Here is a 14829-nt window from a genome sequence, read left to right on the forward strand (position 1 = left end):
CCTCCTGGCGCCGCTCACAATGGCTCCGCTGTCGTATCCAGCGCCTTCTTCGGTTTGGCGACCTTGTTCTTGCGCTGTTTCCTCTTCGGATCGCCCTCCTGGAACGCGTCCGGAGAGGTCACGGCGAGACTGGTGATCGCGCCGTCATCATTGTTCTGGATGAAGGTCACCTTCGAGATCAGCATGTCGCGCGCGATGTCGTTGAAGGCGTCGGAGACCGGCACGATCGTGTTCGGCCGCCAGAGCGCGCCGTCGACGGAATGCCCCTTCATGACATAGGTGATCTCCTCGGCCGCTCCGCGCGCCGTGTTGCGCCGCCATTCCGCCTCGGCGCGGGCTGCATCATGATCGGCCTTGGTGCGGGCCAGATAGACCTTCGGTCGGTAGCGGCCGATTTCCTCATCCTCCGCCACGCCCGTCGCCGCCGTGCCGGCGCGCTCGGCGCTGGTGGCAGCGCCGTCGCCCGCCGCCCGATCGGCGGGCGGAAGCGGCTCGGCCGTCACGTCGAGCTTCGCCTGGCCGCGCGCCTTGCCGGCCCGTTCCGACGTGCCGCGCACCACGGTTTTCGAATAGCGGCCCTCATCGCTCTCGTCGATCGAGGCCTTCAGAACATTCCCCGGCAGCGAGATCCTGCCTGCCGCCTTCTGCTCGCCGGTTCGGGTGATCACGACATTGCCGACGCCGTCAGACAGGACGCGCGCCTGGCGCTGCCGCGCGCCTTTCTCGATCGCAACGAACGGACTTTCGTCGAGGTCGATCGAATAGCGCGCGAACGGCGCGCCGGTGTCGATCTCGTTGCGGACGCCAAGACCGTAGGGCTTGATGATGCGGCTGACCGCGTCTTCCAGCTTCACATTGTGCATTTCGGCCGGCGTGTCATCGATGAGCGCCGTGCAGTCGACCAGGTCGCCGAGCTTGCAGCGGCCTTCCACGGTGATGTCGGCGAACTGGCTCTCGATATTGGAGGAGCGCTTTTCGATATGACCGTTCAGAACGACCGTGCCGTCGACCTTGATCGAGACCTTCGTGCCGCGCTTCAGCCGCTTGTTCTTCGCGCCATGGACATGGGCGAGCGTTGCCGCCGATGCCGCGTGATCATGGCAGTAGAGCGAGAAATGGGCTGCGAACTCCTTCATGTCGAGCGCCACTTCCGCGCCCGTCCAGCCGTCGAACCGCGCGCCGTCGATCGTGACCTCAATCATTGTCTCAACACCTTCACCTCGCCGGCCGGTAACCGGGCCGGATGGCGCGGACGGTTGCGCGAAACGATATCGAGCCAGACCGCTTCAAGCCCGGCCGGATCGTCGCCGGCGACATGGGCGGCGACCAGCCAGGCGTCGGTAGGGCTGGCGAGCTCCACGGCCAGCGTTTCCGGCAATTGCCCTATGATCTCGTTGAGCGCGGCCGACGTCTCCGCCTTCAGCGTTTCAAGCCCGGAAACCAACCCGTCGGCCTCGCCCTCATAGCGGCCGGATGACAGGCTCCCGGCAGCCGCGATTAGCCGGTCGGCCGCCGACAGCGTGAGCGAACGCGTTGACAGCGCGCGTTCCGCGCTGGCGAAAGGGGTATAGGGGATTTGCGCGACGGCCTGCGCCAGGCAATGCGCCGCGGCGCACGCCAGAAGAGCGCGATCGGGATCCGACGGCGCATCGTCGATCGCCGCCGACACCGCGTCCGACAGGGCCGCACCAAGCGACGTCAGCGCCTCGGGCCTTGCGTTGTTCTCCGGTTCGGCCCCGGCCGCCGCTGCCACGAATGGCGCGTCGGAGGCCTCGCCGAATCGTCCGCTCAACTGGACGAGCGCGCCGTCAAAGCTCTCCGGCGTCGTGGGTGCCATCGATCGGGCTGTCTGGTTGAGGCGCGGCAGGAACCGGCCGGAACCTGCGACCGGCTGCAACTGGCCGACGGCTGCGCGCACAATGCCGGCGCTACGGCCGACCGCACGCGTCCGGGCGGCCGAGATCGCGCGCGTCGAGACGACCGAGGACAGTGCCGAAGCGGCCAGGCCAACCAGGGCCACGGCCGAAAGCACCCCTGAAAGCCCGTTTGAAAGGCTCGTAAAGCCCGTTTGAACCCGACGAAACTTCGCGGAAAACCGGACGGCGCGCAGCTCCCGCGAGGCGACCGAGATCGTGGCCGGCTCGGCAAGGATCACCTGCATCGGCCCGCGCCATGGATGGATAAGCATGGCAGGCCCCGGCCGCTCGAACGCGGCCTCAAGGGCAAGCGCCTGCGCCTGGTAAAAGTCGCCGATGATCACGCCATTGAGCGTGATCTCTCCGGCATTGCGCCCGAAATCGTCATAGGCCGCGTCGTCGATGCCTGGAAACAGATATTCGACCAGACGTCTTCCGGCCGTGGTCGACGTATCCGGCACGTCAAAGGCGATGCCCCGATAAAAGCCCTGCACCAATCCCGGAAGCCTCGCCATCAGGGCATTCCCACAGAATTGCCGCCTTGAAGCGTGAAGTTTCCGCCCTTCGACTGTGAGGATGTCGACACTACGTTCGTGCCAGGCGCGCTTTCCACTACGATCTTGCCGCTCATTTCCGCCGAATTATTGTTCGCCGGTTGCTGCGGCAGCTGCTGGCTCTGCATCCCGCCAGTGCCGCCCATCCACTTCGGACGGTCCTCCCAGCTCGGCCAGCTGATCAGCGAAGAGATGTTGATGTTGCCGATCGCAGCGAGAATGCGGCTGCCAATGTTGCTGAACCAGGTAATCAACTCATCGATCTTGCCCTTGACGGCATCGACCATGGCCTGCGCCGCCTTTGCACCAGCATCGCGGAAACCAGCTTCCATCTCGTCGGAATAGTCCTTCATGGTGAAGGCCGACTTGATGCTGCCCCAGAGATCGAGACTGGAGAACCAGCCGGTGAGCCAGCTCCACCAGCCCTCGACGACGGCCCGCGCATCCGCCAGTTGGGCGCGGACGGCCGGAACGTCGATGCCGAAGGCAGCGCCAAGGTCGATCAGCTGGCTATCGACCCAGCCAGCGAAGTCGGTCAGCGCGCCCATCACATCGGCGATGGCATCCCACATCACCGAGGACCAGCCGGCGATGAAATTCGAGATCGGCTCCCAATAGCGCCAGACGGCGAAGGCCACCCCGGCGACGGCGGCGATCAGCGCCCAGACCGGAGCCGTGACGGCCGCCGCCGCGCCGCCGATCGCCGCAAGGCCGCTTGCCAGCCAGCTGATGCCCGGAATCGCAAACAGCATCCCGCGTAGCCCCACGGCCAGCCGCCCCAGCCACGACAGCTTCACGCCGCTCATGGTGGCGAGCGCCGTCTGCAGCGCGATCGTGCCGGCAGCGGCGCGGTAGAGATATGTCCCGAGCGTCCACGCTCCGCGCGAGGCCATCAGGAACGGCGAGGCAAGCAGCTGCAGCCCTGCAATCACGGCAGGCAGAACGAAGCCCACGACCCCGAGCGCTCCGCCGAGCAGCACAGCCGCGCCGGCGAAGACTAGAGCCTTATCCACCGCGCCGTCGGTCTCATCGTTCCAGGCGCGCAGCTGAGCCAACCCGGCCTTCAGATGTTGGTTGATCTTCGGCAGCCATTCGCCAAAGGCCATCCCGACCTCGCGAACGCCCTGCGTTCCGATCTCGCGGAACGTGATGAGCTGGCGGTTATGCCCCTCTATCTGGGTGTCGAAGTCGGCGGCGATTACCGAGCCGTCGGCGGTCGCCATCTTGTCGCGGATCGCCTTGTACTCATCGACATTGGCCATGAACGGAATCAGGAAATCCATGACCTGCTGGTCCTGGAAAAGTTCCCCGAGCGCGCCAGCGCCGGCGATCTGGGCGAGCTGCTCGCGGACGGCGTCGAGCGCCTCAGCGCCTTCAAGCCCGTTGGCCTTGGCCGTTTCCATCATATCGGCAATCTGATTTTCAGAAATGCCGGTGAGCTTTGTCACCTTCTGTAGGACCGCCTCGATCGGATTGATGCCTTTCGTGGCGGCATCCTGCATCACCGCCTGGATATCGACGCCCATCTCGGCGAAGTTCTTGACCGTCGCCGGCGCGAGGATCTTCGACAGGAAGTTCTTGAGGTTGTTCGCGGCCTCGGCCGGATCAGCCGTGCCCTTGCGCGCGATCTGCAGAGCCGCCCCAAGGAAGCCAACGGCCTCCTGTCCTTTGACGCCGAACTTTGCCACCTGGCTTGTAAGTGACGGGAAATAGCGCGCCATATCCTTCAGTTCGAAAGCCCCTAGCTTGCCAGAGGTCACCAGCATCGCCAGAACTCGTTCGATCTCGTTGGCGGGTACACCCAGTGTGAGCATGGACGCCGTGGCAACTGCGGCGATATCGTCCGTTGCCGCGTTGGCTGCCGTGGAAACCCTGGCGATATCATCGATCGCGCCGTCGATCAGCGCACCATCGAGACCGGCTGCGTACATGTTGGCGACGGCGGATGAGATTCCTTCCGAAGTCTGCCCCGTGGCAAGCGCAAGGTCTTCGAACCGCGATTTCTGGTCTTCGGTAAATTTGAATGCGGCCGCACCGGTGAGTTCGGCCGTGCCCGCCATGTCCAGCAGCGTTTGCTGAAACTCTGCCGCCTCCGAGATCGGTGCTATGAAGGAGATGCCGGCGATCGCCGCGCCGACGATGCCGATGCGACTGGCGAGCGAGGTAAAGCCTCGTACCGCGCCGGACAGCCGGCGCAGCGGGCCGCTCATCAGGTCGCGCAGGCGAACAAGAACGTCGAGCGCCATCTGTCCGGCAGCCATGTCAGTTCTCCTTCATCGCCTTGCGCGCCGTCATGATCGCATTCCACCAGAACCGCAGTTCCCGATCGTCCATATTCAGGATTTCGGCCGCGCTGAAGCTGCTCGTTTCAGCAAGGAAGCCGATCAGGACGTCCGCGTTTTCCGGCCACTGGTCAAAAAATGGTTCAGCACCCGGCCGCCATTGGCAATGTCGCTTGCGTCCATCTTGTCCCAGACCGCGTTCATCACAGCCTGGTTGAGGCGGCATGAGCGCGCGAAGGTGACGATGTTCTGCATGTTGTCCGGCGCTTCACCGATCACACGGGTGTCGGCCCCGTTGAGACGATGGAAGGTCAGGCTCTTGAACACCTTCTCCTTGATCTTGCCCGAGGCGCGGACCTTGATGCGCACAGTGTCGTAGAGCGGCAGCGTGATCGTGCCGTCGTCGTTGCGGATGGCATGCGACGGAAGCTTGTCGAGCGGGTCGGTGGCGTCCTCGTCGACGATTTCATCGTCGGCCGCTATCGCATCGCCGAAGACGGCAACATCCTCAACCTCGGTTTCGTCAACGATGGCGTCGTCGCCATCAAGGTCAATTGCGATTTCAGCTTTGGTGCGCGCGCTCATCCGATGATCTCCTGTGCTTCGCCAGCGGCCCATTTCAATTCGATCTTGCCGCCTTCGCCGCCAGTGGCTTCCGGCTTGTCGTCGACGAGAAAGGCATCCTCGAAGACGTAAGTCTGGCCGGTGTCGCACACGACCTGAAGCTCGCCTTCCTCGTGATCCAGAAGGCTCACCAGCGACTGACCCTTTTCGAGATTGGTGGTTGCCGTCACCTCGGAGCCCTGGAACTCCTGGGCGCGGGCAACGCCGCGACCATAGGTGACGGCGTTGTTCTTGATCCCGCCAAGGCGGAGCTTCGCGCCCTTTTCGACGGGGATCGTCCGGCCTTTCCAGACGATATCGACAATGCCAAGCGTCTGCATCGCGGGGTCTCCTTAAACGAGGAATTCGAGGCTGGAGGCAAACACCATCTGGTTGCCGACGATCTGGACGATCTGGCGCGCATTGGTGCGGTTGCGGTCGGTTTCATCGCGCTCGAAGGTCGACGCCTCGATCGTCGCCTCGGCGTTTTCGATCCAGACCAGGCCGGCATAGCGCTGGCAGCGCGCCGCCCAGGTGCCCTTGATCCGGCCCGGCGATACCACGGCCGAGCCCGCCGCCCTGTCGCCATCGGCGCGGCGCGGCTGGAACTGCTTGCCGTCGTCGATCAGCTTGGCGCGCGGATAGAGCGAATTGAAATAGGCCGACCAGTCATAGCGGATCCGCGACATGGTGGCCGGCACCATGATGTCCATCCAGGCATCGTCGAGAACATTGAGCGCGGTCTTCTTGTAGGTGGTCACCATGCGGTTGATCACGGTCGAGCCGTCATCAAGGTGAAGATAGGTCGAGATCCCGTGCTGGAGCAGGAGATTGCGCTCCTCCTGGGTAAACTGGTCCTCGCTGTCAGGCGCTTCCACGCCGGTCACCACAAGGCTCTTGAGCTGCCGGGCCGGGTCGTTCGACAGATGGAAGGCGGCAAGCGCGCAGTCGGCGGCCGCATGCGCCCAGGACGATGTCGGCGAACGCGACAGGCAGGAAAGCGAGAGATAGGCGCAATTGGTCAGATCGCCGAGCGCCACCGCCTGGGCATAGGTTGCCCGCTTGCCGGTAAAGCCATGGCAGTCGAGCCTGGCGGTCGCCACATAGCGCGTCTTCAGCCATTCGGCGAAGAGTTGCACATTGGTGTTATCCGACCAGGGATGCACGAGCTTGGTGAACCAGCTGTTCTCGATCAGGTCGAGCACGTCCGTGAGGTCCGGATTGCCCGAGCCGCCCGCCATATCGGCAATCGCGATCGTCAGGCCATCGGGCACCGGCTGGGCGGCCGCGTCGACGCGCAGGTCGATGTCGTTGCCGATCTCGCCGCCATTCTTCGCCGTCACGGTGACGACGCCGGCGGCGGCCGTTGCGGTCACAACGATATCGGGGTCGCCGCTGATGGCGGCCGCAAGCTTTGTGGCAAGGTCGGCGACGGCATCGGTGGCAAGCGCCGTCATGCGCACCTGTCGGCCCGCGATCTTGAACCGCAGCACGGTCGACTGGGATGCCGCACCCGTGAACGTGATCGTGCCGGTGGCCTTGACCGCGTCGCCGGCATCCTCAAGCGCCGTCACATAGAGCGGCGTCGTCTTGTTGACCTTGCGGAAGGCGGCGACCTGCTCGGCGCCGATCGAGCCACGGCCGAACCAGGCAATCGCCTCGTCGCCGCGCGTGATCTGGCGGGTCTGGCCGGGTTCGAGCGTGCCGGCGGCAAGCTTGTGGCCGGCGACCAGAACCTTTTCCGGCCAGGCGTAGACGCCCTTCTGGCTGTAATTCGGCTTGACCTCGATAAAGACCGCGGGGTCGTACCAGGTCATCGGGATTTCATCAAAGGTCATCGATCAGTCCTTTTCAGGGGTGGTGGTCTTGGTCGCGGCCGGGCGTCTGGCCTCGACCAGGTCGCCATCCTTCAGGCGGCGGCGCACAAACAGCGTGTTGTTGACGGCAAGGCCTTCGGCCGTGACGACATCGCCATTCGGCAGAGGCACAGACGTCAGACCCGCGCCGGGTTTCACGAATTTCAAATCGGCCATCTGTCAGGCTCCCGTGATTTCGTCTTGAGGGGTGATGTCGTCGCTTGTCGCAAGCGCCCAGGTGACGCCGAGCGCATCGAAATCGTCGGCGGTTTCAAGCGCGAGCTCGGCTGTCGAGGCGACGAAGGAAAAGCTGAAATCCAGCTGGGCAAGCGCGATATTGTCGTCGGCAAAGCCATCGGCAACGATCGGGTTCGCGCCCGTCACAGTGATGACGCCGGCGTCGTCGAAGCTCACGCCGTTCAAGACCACGGCGGCGACGTCGGTCATGGCGTCGAGGCCGAGGCCGCGCATATCGCCTTTGAACCGCGCTTCAAGGCCCGAGGACGCCGCGTAGACCAGAAACAGCCGCCATTGCATCGTACCCGACAACAGCCGGGCATCATTGCCGGTTTTCATGCCCATCCAGGCGAGACCGAGAAACGGCGTCAGACGCGAAACGCGGTTGAATTCCCTCAGCGACATGGCCATCGGGACGCGCTCGAAGGCGAAGACCTTCTCCGGGAAGGCAATCCGCAACCGCTCTTCGATCAGCGGCGACTGGCGGGCGATGATGGAAAGGGCGGGGTTGATGGCCATCATGCCCCCCGCAGCGTGTCATAGGTGAAGTCGCGCGGCCGGTCGGAATAGCGCGGTCCGGAGCCGACGCTCGAGCCGGTCGCGCCCTCAGCCAACGGCGCGTCGAGATGGACGCGGCGCGAGGAGACCTCGCGCAGCCACTTCAGCACATCGTCGCGGCCCTTGGTCATCTCGTCGGAGGGCGTCACATGCTCGCCCTGGGCGAGCTCATAGCGCGCCAGAATGCAGGTGGCGCGCACTAGATCGGCGGGCGGTGCGGCAACGGGCAGCGCGTAATAGCCGCGCAGATAGCCCTCGATCTCGCCGGTCGCGTCGGCAAGCGCGCGCTCGACCTTCGCCGCGTCGACGGTCTCGGCCGTGCGGTCCTCCGGATTGGAGAGCCGGATCAGATGCGTCTCGCCGAAGCGGGCAATCATGTCGTTGACGGTGGCGTACATCGCGCTTGCTTCTCGTGTCAGTGGGCGGGCGGCGGGCTTTGCCCCTACCTTCCAAGGTTCCCCAACGGGTGCTGACGGCCTTGCGAGCCGGACCAGACCGCCCTTCGGTTATTTCTTGGGCGTCGTTTTCGCGGCCTTCTCAGCCGTTTCCTTCTGCGCCTGGTTTGCGGCTTCGAGATCCGCGACCTGCTTCTTCAGGCCTTCGATCTCGGTTTGGCGGGCGGCAAGGTCGGTGCGCAGCGTGTCATTGTCCGCGAGCGCTTCCTTCAGCTCGTTGCGGGCTGCCTCAAGCGATGCGTTGCTGTCCTTCAGCTCGCCCTTCGCCTTTTCGAGCGCGTCGGCATTTGCCTTCGCTTCGTCCTTGGCCGCCGCCAGTGCGACCATCGTGGTCGCTGCCGGCGCTTCGCCGTCGATCACCTCAAAGGCGGGATCGGCGCGGAAGGCGTCCAGCTCGGTTTTGCTGAACTTCGTCGCGGGATAGGTGGCGGACGCCGGATGCTTGATGCCGGCGCGGCGCATGCCGGGGTTGCGGCAGATAATGGTGATCTTGCTTGCCATAGAGGTTCTCCTTCGAGGGCTTTACGGAAGCCGCTGACGCTAGCGGTTTGCGCAAGGCCCTGCGCGGGCTGCCCCGCGCCGGGTTGTCTGCGTCAGGCGAGGTAGGGGACCACCTCGACCTTGGCGGTGTTGCGCCAGATATTGGTCGCGCCGGCATCGTTGCGCTCGGCTTCGAGAATGGCGCGGGCAATACCCTCAAGCGCCGGCGGCACGATCAGTTTGGTGGGCCGCAGGTTGATGACGCTGCCGTCGCGCTTGCGGATTGTCTGCATGGCGACGCGGGCGGCCGCGAAACTTTCGGGCGTCAGAGCAGCCTTCGACTTGTGCGCCGTCTGCCACATGCCGTAGCCGGCATTGCAGCGGCCGGAGGTCCCCCAGATGAACTCGTCGTTGAAGAAGACGTTGGCGTCCTTCTCGTCCTGATAGGCGACGAAGTTGAAGGCGCGGCGCTTCTGGAAGACGAGCGGTTTGACGACCTGCGTATCGTCGACCAGATACCAGGCCGGGCCGGCACCTGCGGTGAAGTTCGACACCGACGTCTCTTCGCCTTCCTCGTCGAAGCCCGGATGATCGGTGTCGAAGAAATACTGGCCGTCATAGCAAAGCGCGATCTCGCCGTTCTTGAACAACGGCCAGACGAGATGGTCGGGAAACTCTGCGGCATGCTGGCCGATCTGCTGGGCAACCGGCATATAGATGCCGATCTGGTCGTCCTCGATGGCAGGGCGCGGGATCGAGACGGTTTCCTCGAAGGTGCGGTTGCGGATCACATAGGTCTGCGCGCCGAGGCGCACGACATTCCGCTCGCCGATCCATTCGCGAATGCCCGGCAATTCGTCGAGGCGCGGATACTCGTTCTGTGCGGTGGTCGAATTCACCTCCATCGCGACCATTGCATATTGCGAGGCCGTGGAGGCGAAGCGGGCGTTGAACGCGGTCGAAAGACCGGTGTAAACGCCGCGAAGAGTAGAGGCATTGATATCCATTTGAGTGTCCTTTCAGGCCGCCTTCAAAGGGCTTTCAGCCAGACGCCGGAGGCATCAACGATGCCGACCGTTCCGGCCTGAAGCTCGCCGGAACCATTGGTCAGTTGATAGGTGTCGTCGTCGGCGACATAGACCGGATCGCCGATGTTCGAGGCGTCAGCGCCGGCGAGGGTGATGCGCAACATCTCCTTCGAGACATCGACGCGGGTCGCGCCGTCGCCGCCGAGCGAATTGTCGGCCCTCTCGCGCGCCCAGCCGACGACAGCGACGGCATCGGCATGGTCCGGTTTGACGGCAAGGCCGGCAGCAGTAAGCGCCACCTGGGTGCCGCCATAGATCAGCGTTGCGGCCTTGACCGGGAAAGAGGCCAGAAGGCCGTTGCGCGTGACGCGCTCGATATCGTTGCTCGCGGCCATTTACTCGGCCTCCTGTTCGCGCTGTTTCTTGAAGGCTTCCTTGTCCACGCCCATCAGCGCCATGACCTTCTCGTCCTCGGCGCTGATTTCGGTGGTTCCGGCCTCGGGCGGCTTGCGCTTGCCAAGCCCGCCGCCATGGATGGACGGCATCAGCTTCAGCTCGGCCTCGACGCCTTCCGCGTCCTTCTGGTGGCGGGCGATGTAATGATCGCGCAAAGCCGGGACCAGCTTGCCGCCGGTGATGGCCGCATCAATCACGGTCTCGGCCTTTTCCCTGGCGTGATCGGATTGCAGGGTGGTGATCTGAGAATTGAGCGAGGTGACGGTCGCGCTCAGGCTGGAGACCTGTTTGCGCAGTTCGTCCTCGCCGCCGGTCGCTTCGAGACGGCTCTGCAGCGCCGTGACAACGGCATCCTCGTCGCCTTCGGCTTCGGCGATCTTGCCGACGCGCTTGATCAGCGCCTCGTATTTGCCGCTGGCCGTGTGAGCTGCCTTGACGGCCGCAAGCGCATCCGTCTCGGTCGCGGTTTCGGGAAGGCCAAGCGCCTCTCGAAGCTCTTCAAGCATCGCATTATCCTCTTTCGCGTTGAGGGATTTCAGGAAGGTGAGGTTCGGATCATTGGTCAGCGCCACGCGCTCGACGGAGCCGATCCGGTAGGGCTTCGTTCGGGTATGCATAAACACCGGCGAGATGAAGCCATAGGCCCGGTCATCCATCAGCGCCTTGCCGGCAGCGGTCCATTCGACGCGGCCGTAAAGCCCGTCGGCCCGCGCCTCCAATGCGACGATCCAGCCGCGCGCCGGGGCGGGATGCCCGGCCTTGCCAGCAAGATCGGTGGAATGGTTTTCGTCGACGGCAAGCTTGCGGCCGGCCGCATTGAACGCGGCGACCAGGGCGGGAAGATCAGGGGCGGCATAGGGACCGCGTCCGTCGACGCCGGAGAATTCCGTTGCCGGCAGAAGCTGCAGCCATTCCGGCGCGCCGGAGGCGTTCAATGCAATCGAATGTGTGGCGAGCGCGTTTTTCATGCTCCGAGTGCTAACACCGGCGCACGGGTCTGGTTCATGCCCTCATCGGGAGGCGTCAGGTCAGCGGGAGCGGGAGAAGCGGACGATGAAACTCTCGATGGTCGTCCGGATCATCGTTTGGTCCTCATCGGAGATACCAAGGAACGGCCGCGCGGGCAAGACGACGCGATCGGCAACGATCAGCCGGCCGCCGATGCGGAAATAGAGATGCGAGGCATTGCGCGGCACGATCTCCGCGCCCTCCTGGTGCGGCCGCGCATAGATGACATTGGTGCCGATCTGGGCGTAGTCCTGTCCGGCGAAGTGGGTGATGCTGTCGCGAAGCCTCCCGCTCTCGGTCAGGATACGGGAGTTGCGCTTGTCGGCCGCATACTCGGCGCCGACCGCCTGCCAGGGCTCGCCCTCCGGATCGGTCTGGGTGATGAAGCGCTGCACGGTGGAGCCGACCAGGCCGACGCCGATGACGTTCATCATCGGCTGGGTGTTGCGGGTCAAGAGCATCAGCCCGCCGATGCCCTTCAACAGGCCCTTGTCGCGGATCTCCGCGGTGATCGACACGCCGGCCATGATTTGCCTTTCCGGCCCCGAGGGCCTATATTTTTGTCAGGACGCGCCGAGCAGGAAGCGCCCGCTTCAGCGGGATTGGGATAAGGCGACTTCTGGCCCCCCGGCGCGTTCTCTTCATTTCAGCTTCTTCATCTTGCGCGCCGTCGTCCGTCTGAGCGACGTCAGGTAGATTTCCTCGCGGCCTTCCTTCTTCACGATCTTGAGGCCGGCGTGATAGTTCGCGTCCTCATGCTCGCCGACATAGGCCCAACGGCCGTTCCTGTCCTGGGCGAGCCGGCCGTTCTTCCTCAGCCAGTTCGGCAGCACCGCATAGGCATCGGGCGATATCCGGTCGTGGTGGCCGTGGCTTTTGATCGTGTCGGCCGACAGCCGGACCTCGGTCCCCGGCTTGACGCCCAGCTTCTCCGCATCCGCCTTGCCGGCCTTCGCCACCGGCTGCCATGTGCCGTCCGGCCATTTGCCGCGCTGAACCGCCCGCACAAATTTGGCGACCTGCGTTTCATCGGCCGTCACCGCTTTCGGGCCAGGCGCGGTGCGATCAAGCCAGGCCGCGCCCGGATTGTAGTCGAAGCTGGGATCGACGCCGCGCGGCTGATCGGTTCCAAGCTGGTCGAGGTTCGGCGATGGCGAATATCCCGTGGTCTCGATCGCCGCGAAGCTGACCGGCGTGACGAAACAGCCGCAGCCGAAACCGTTCGGCGGATAGATCGATTGCCAGATCGGATCGTCAGCCGCCCAGGTATTGCCGTCCCAGGCAAGATGATCCTTGCGGGGATGCTTCGCGCCGGAGTGATTGTAGCGCCAGCCGGGAAACGCCTCGCGGATCTCCGGCGCATTGAGCTGGGCATAGCGGCCAGCCGCATAGGCCGTTCTCAGATTGGTCTCGAAGATCACCCGCGTTCGCCAGCCGCGCTCGCCCTTGTAGGACCAGCCATGCGACTTCACGATCTGGTCGAAGTCCTGGCGGAAGTCTTCGAGCGTCGTACCATCCTTCAAGGCCCGCTCGATCGCACCTTGAAAGTCCTTCACAAGCGCCTCGGACTGCGCGCCCGCGACCATGAACATTTTCGAGTGCGCGGCATCGAAGATATCGCGCCAGCTCTTGGTCGCGATCGCCACCTTCTGGCGGAAGAACGCGATGGCCTCGTCGAAGGGTAGTTCAAGCGGATCGGCAGCAGCTGCCATAAGCGCCGGTCGGAAGCGGGACAGGATCGTTTTCAAAGGCCTTTCAAAGCCCCTGGGCGCGTTTTCCGGCAAAAGACGGTTGACGATGCGTCCCGAACCGTCCTCGCGCGTCTGTGGGCCGCTATTTCCGTTCATCGTCCAGACCGTCCAGCAGCGCCGCCTGGCCGGCCAGATGCGACACCATCATGGCCGACGCCATCGCCTTCGCCAGTTCCTCGTCCTTCAGGTCGAGCTTCGCCAGACGTTGGGCCGCATCCTCAAGGCTGGTTGCCTGGTTGAGCGCCGTCCGGATGGTATCGATCTGGCCGTCGAGAATGGCGGCCGCTTCCGCCTCGAGGCGATCGGTCAGATGCTCGACGTCGTCGCGGTCGGGTTTGCGGGCATGCGCCGAAGTTTCGAACAGCCGGTCAACCGCCTGGCGCGCAGTCATCTTTAAGGGAGCCGCTTCCGGCCGTCCCCCGACAGTCTCCTCGTCGCCTTCCGGCGCGGGTGCGCCGAGCCGGGACCGCACGAAATTGGCGGGCAGCTTCAGCCCGTTGCGGGCGAAGATATCGAAGGCGTTCGCGAACTCGCCAAGCGGCACTTCATCCGGACGGCCGATCGACAACGTCGGATAGTGATCCTGCGGCCCGAACTTGAAGGCGATCATGTTGCGCACGAGCTGCAGGTTGAGCGTCGTTGAAAGATCGAGCGCGTCCGAGCGCTCGATGTCTTCCTGCACTTCGCGGTGTTCCTGGCTGACCGCATGGCCGCCCGAGATCGCGTCCGTCGTCGTCGTCTGGCCAAGCACGAGCTTGGAGACCTGCCGGTCGTACCAGTCGACGCGCTTTTCGAACATGTCGGTGGAGGCCGACTTCGAGCCGACCTCCTGAAACGCGATCTCCATGGATCGCGGAATGATCGCTGCGCAGTCGCCGGCGATCTGGCTGACCGCCTTCCAGAGGATGTCCTTTTGCTCTTCGGTGGCATTGCTGTCGTATTTGCCGACACGGATCGGCTGACCGTAGTTCTGACAGAAGATCGCCCAGTCCTTAAGCGTGAAGTTTTTGAACATCCAGCCCCAGGCGGCGACGCGGGCGATCCCGGATTTGACCGTCAGCCCGGACTTTGCCTTGGAGCGATGGATGATGAACTTCGCAGGATCGAGATCGACAAGCCCGGCCGCCTCGCGCAGCATCAGGGTTTCGCCGTCGTCGCGGTCGAAATCGAAGAAGGTTGGCGGTCGCCAGATCAGCTTGCCCGGCGTCCAGCTGCCGACCGAGGTCTTCCATTCGATCTCCATGACCGAAAAACCCTTGCCGATCGCGTCGAGCATGTCGAACAGGCTGGAGCGCAATACGCCGTCGTCGATCCAGCTCTGCAGGTATTCCGCATGTTTCTTGTGGTCGGCGGCATCGGATGCGGCATTGACGGTGATCGGCAGCTGCGCGACCGAACGCTTGCGGGTGGCAAGCACGGCCAGATAATGCGGGTCGCGCTCCTCCATGTTTTCGGCAAGCTCGAAATAGGCCAACGGATCTCCGTTTGCCGCCGCGCGCAGGATCCGCGCCAGCCTCTGCGGCGTCAGTCCGTCGGCCTGGTCGTTGCCATAGGGGTCGCGCACCGTGCCCGTCTTGCCCGTCGCCACATGCTCGGTGAGCTGCCTGCCGTTGATCACGCGGTTCAGAAAATCTCTCAAAGCCAT

General features: G+C 64.1%; 16 protein-coding genes. All 16 read right to left on the reverse strand.

Annotated elements, in window-relative coordinates; all coding sequences use genetic code 11:
* Positions 1-14: 14 nt before the first annotated feature.
* The 16 genes from GGR30_RS14070 to GGR30_RS14145 all read right to left on the reverse strand — a co-directional run bounded on the left by GGR30_RS14070 (position 15) and on the right by GGR30_RS14145 (position 14829).
* Positions 15-1202, reverse strand: a complete 1188-nt coding sequence (locus tag GGR30_RS14070) for a phage baseplate assembly protein (protein WP_183487342.1) — start codon at positions 1200-1202, stop codon at positions 15-17.
* Positions 1199-2431 (reverse strand): DNA circularization N-terminal domain-containing protein, encoded by a 1233-nt coding sequence (locus GGR30_RS14075; RefSeq protein ID WP_183487344.1) that lies wholly within the window; start codon positions 2429-2431, stop codon positions 1199-1201. Before GGR30_RS14075 ends, GGR30_RS14070 begins: the two co-directional genes overlap by 4 nt.
* Positions 2431-4731, reverse strand: a complete 2301-nt coding sequence (locus GGR30_RS14080; RefSeq protein ID WP_183487346.1) for a phage tail tape measure protein — start codon at positions 4729-4731, stop codon at positions 2431-2433. Before GGR30_RS14080 ends, GGR30_RS14075 begins: the two co-directional genes overlap by 1 nt.
* Positions 4732-4854: 123 nt before the next feature.
* Positions 4855-5337, reverse strand: a complete 483-nt coding sequence (locus tag GGR30_RS14085) for a hypothetical protein (protein WP_183487348.1) — start codon at positions 5335-5337, stop codon at positions 4855-4857.
* Complete coding sequence (locus GGR30_RS14090) at positions 5334-5696, reverse strand: phage tail tube protein (protein WP_183487350.1); 363 nt, start codon at positions 5694-5696, stop codon at positions 5334-5336. The genes GGR30_RS14085 and GGR30_RS14090 overlap by 4 nt, the downstream gene beginning before the upstream one ends.
* A 12-nt stretch (positions 5697-5708) precedes the next feature.
* The gene (locus tag GGR30_RS14095; RefSeq protein WP_183487353.1) at positions 5709-7193 is read right to left on the reverse strand and encodes a phage tail sheath subtilisin-like domain-containing protein; all 1485 of its coding nucleotides are present in this window, start codon (positions 7191-7193) and stop codon (positions 5709-5711) included.
* Between the two features lie 3 nt (positions 7194-7196).
* A complete protein-coding gene (locus tag GGR30_RS14100) occupies positions 7197-7388 on the reverse strand; it encodes a DUF2635 domain-containing protein (RefSeq protein ID WP_183487355.1) in 192 nt (63 codons plus the stop codon).
* A gap of 3 nt (positions 7389-7391) precedes the next feature.
* Entirely contained in the window at positions 7392-7967 is a 576-nt protein-coding gene (locus GGR30_RS14105; protein ID WP_183487357.1) for a hypothetical protein, read from the reverse strand.
* On the reverse strand, positions 7967-8404 hold the full coding sequence (locus GGR30_RS14110) for a gp436 family protein (RefSeq protein ID WP_183487359.1): 438 nt from the start codon (positions 8402-8404) through the stop codon (positions 7967-7969). The genes GGR30_RS14105 and GGR30_RS14110 overlap by 1 nt, the downstream gene beginning before the upstream one ends.
* Positions 8405-8512: 108 nt before the next feature.
* Positions 8513-8962 carry a hypothetical protein gene (locus GGR30_RS14115; RefSeq protein ID WP_183487361.1) on the reverse strand — a complete coding sequence of 150 codons (450 nt, stop codon included), beginning with the start codon at positions 8960-8962 and terminating at the stop codon, positions 8513-8515.
* Positions 8963-9054: 92 nt separating this feature from the next.
* Positions 9055-9948: a Mu-like prophage major head subunit gpT family protein gene (locus GGR30_RS14120; RefSeq protein WP_183487363.1), complete on the reverse strand. Its 894-nt coding sequence runs from the start codon at positions 9946-9948 to the stop codon at positions 9055-9057.
* 23 nt (positions 9949-9971) lie between these two features.
* Positions 9972-10364 carry a hypothetical protein gene (locus GGR30_RS14125; protein ID WP_183487365.1) on the reverse strand — a complete coding sequence of 131 codons (393 nt, stop codon included), beginning with the start codon at positions 10362-10364 and terminating at the stop codon, positions 9972-9974.
* Positions 10365-11393: a phage protease gene (locus tag GGR30_RS14130; protein ID WP_183487367.1), complete on the reverse strand. Its 1029-nt coding sequence runs from the start codon at positions 11391-11393 to the stop codon at positions 10365-10367.
* Between the two features lie 60 nt (positions 11394-11453).
* Positions 11454-11960: a phage virion morphogenesis protein gene (locus tag GGR30_RS14135; protein WP_183487369.1), complete on the reverse strand. Its 507-nt coding sequence runs from the start codon at positions 11958-11960 to the stop codon at positions 11454-11456.
* Positions 11961-12074: 114 nt separating this feature from the next.
* The gene (locus GGR30_RS14140) at positions 12075-13280 is read right to left on the reverse strand and encodes a phage head morphogenesis protein (protein WP_246413882.1); all 1206 of its coding nucleotides are present in this window, start codon (positions 13278-13280) and stop codon (positions 12075-12077) included.
* Positions 13267-14829, reverse strand: coding sequence for a DUF935 domain-containing protein (locus GGR30_RS14145; RefSeq protein ID WP_183487371.1), 1563 nt, complete (start codon positions 14827-14829; stop codon positions 13267-13269). Before GGR30_RS14145 ends, GGR30_RS14140 begins: the two co-directional genes overlap by 14 nt.

The organism is Martelella radicis, assembly GCF_014196625.1.
In the GTDB taxonomy this organism is placed as follows: Bacteria; Pseudomonadota; Alphaproteobacteria; order Rhizobiales; family Rhizobiaceae; genus Martelella; species Martelella radicis.

Coding starts and splice junctions, on each gene's coding strand:
- GGR30_RS14070 (WP_183487342.1), bottom strand. CDS start 1,202: ATGATTGAGGTCACGATCGACGGCGCGCGGTTCGACGGCTGGACGGGC.
- GGR30_RS14075 (WP_183487344.1), bottom strand. CDS start 2,431: ATGGCGAGGCTTCCGGGATTGGTGCAGGGCTTTTATCGGGGCATCGCC.
- GGR30_RS14080 (WP_183487346.1), bottom strand. CDS start 4,731: ATGGCTGCCGGACAGATGGCGCTCGACGTTCTTGTTCGCCTGCGCGAC.
- GGR30_RS14085 (WP_183487348.1), bottom strand. CDS start 5,337: ATGAGCGCGCGCACCAAAGCTGAAATCGCAATTGACCTTGATGGCGAC.
- GGR30_RS14090 (WP_183487350.1), bottom strand. CDS start 5,696: ATGCAGACGCTTGGCATTGTCGATATCGTCTGGAAAGGCCGGACGATC.
- GGR30_RS14095 (WP_183487353.1), bottom strand. CDS start 7,193: ATGACCTTTGATGAAATCCCGATGACCTGGTACGACCCCGCGGTCTTT.
- GGR30_RS14100 (WP_183487355.1), bottom strand. CDS start 7,388: ATGGCCGATTTGAAATTCGTGAAACCCGGCGCGGGTCTGACGTCTGTG.
- GGR30_RS14105 (WP_183487357.1), bottom strand. CDS start 7,967: ATGGCCATCAACCCCGCCCTTTCCATCATCGCCCGCCAGTCGCCGCTG.
- GGR30_RS14110 (WP_183487359.1), bottom strand. CDS start 8,404: ATGTACGCCACCGTCAACGACATGATTGCCCGCTTCGGCGAGACGCAT.
- GGR30_RS14115 (WP_183487361.1), bottom strand. CDS start 8,962: ATGGCAAGCAAGATCACCATTATCTGCCGCAACCCCGGCATGCGCCGC.
- GGR30_RS14120 (WP_183487363.1), bottom strand. CDS start 9,948: ATGGATATCAATGCCTCTACTCTTCGCGGCGTTTACACCGGTCTTTCG.
- GGR30_RS14125 (WP_183487365.1), bottom strand. CDS start 10,364: ATGGCCGCGAGCAACGATATCGAGCGCGTCACGCGCAACGGCCTTCTG.
- GGR30_RS14130 (WP_183487367.1), bottom strand. CDS start 11,393: ATGAAAAACGCGCTCGCCACACATTCGATTGCATTGAACGCCTCCGGC.
- GGR30_RS14135 (WP_183487369.1), bottom strand. CDS start 11,960: ATGGCCGGCGTGTCGATCACCGCGGAGATCCGCGACAAGGGCCTGTTG.
- GGR30_RS14140 (WP_246413882.1), bottom strand. CDS start 13,280: ATGAACGGAAATAGCGGCCCACAGACGCGCGAGGACGGTTCGGGACGC.
- GGR30_RS14145 (WP_183487371.1), bottom strand. CDS start 14,829: ATGGCTTTGAGAGATTTTCTGAACCGCGTGATCAACGGCAGGCAGCTC.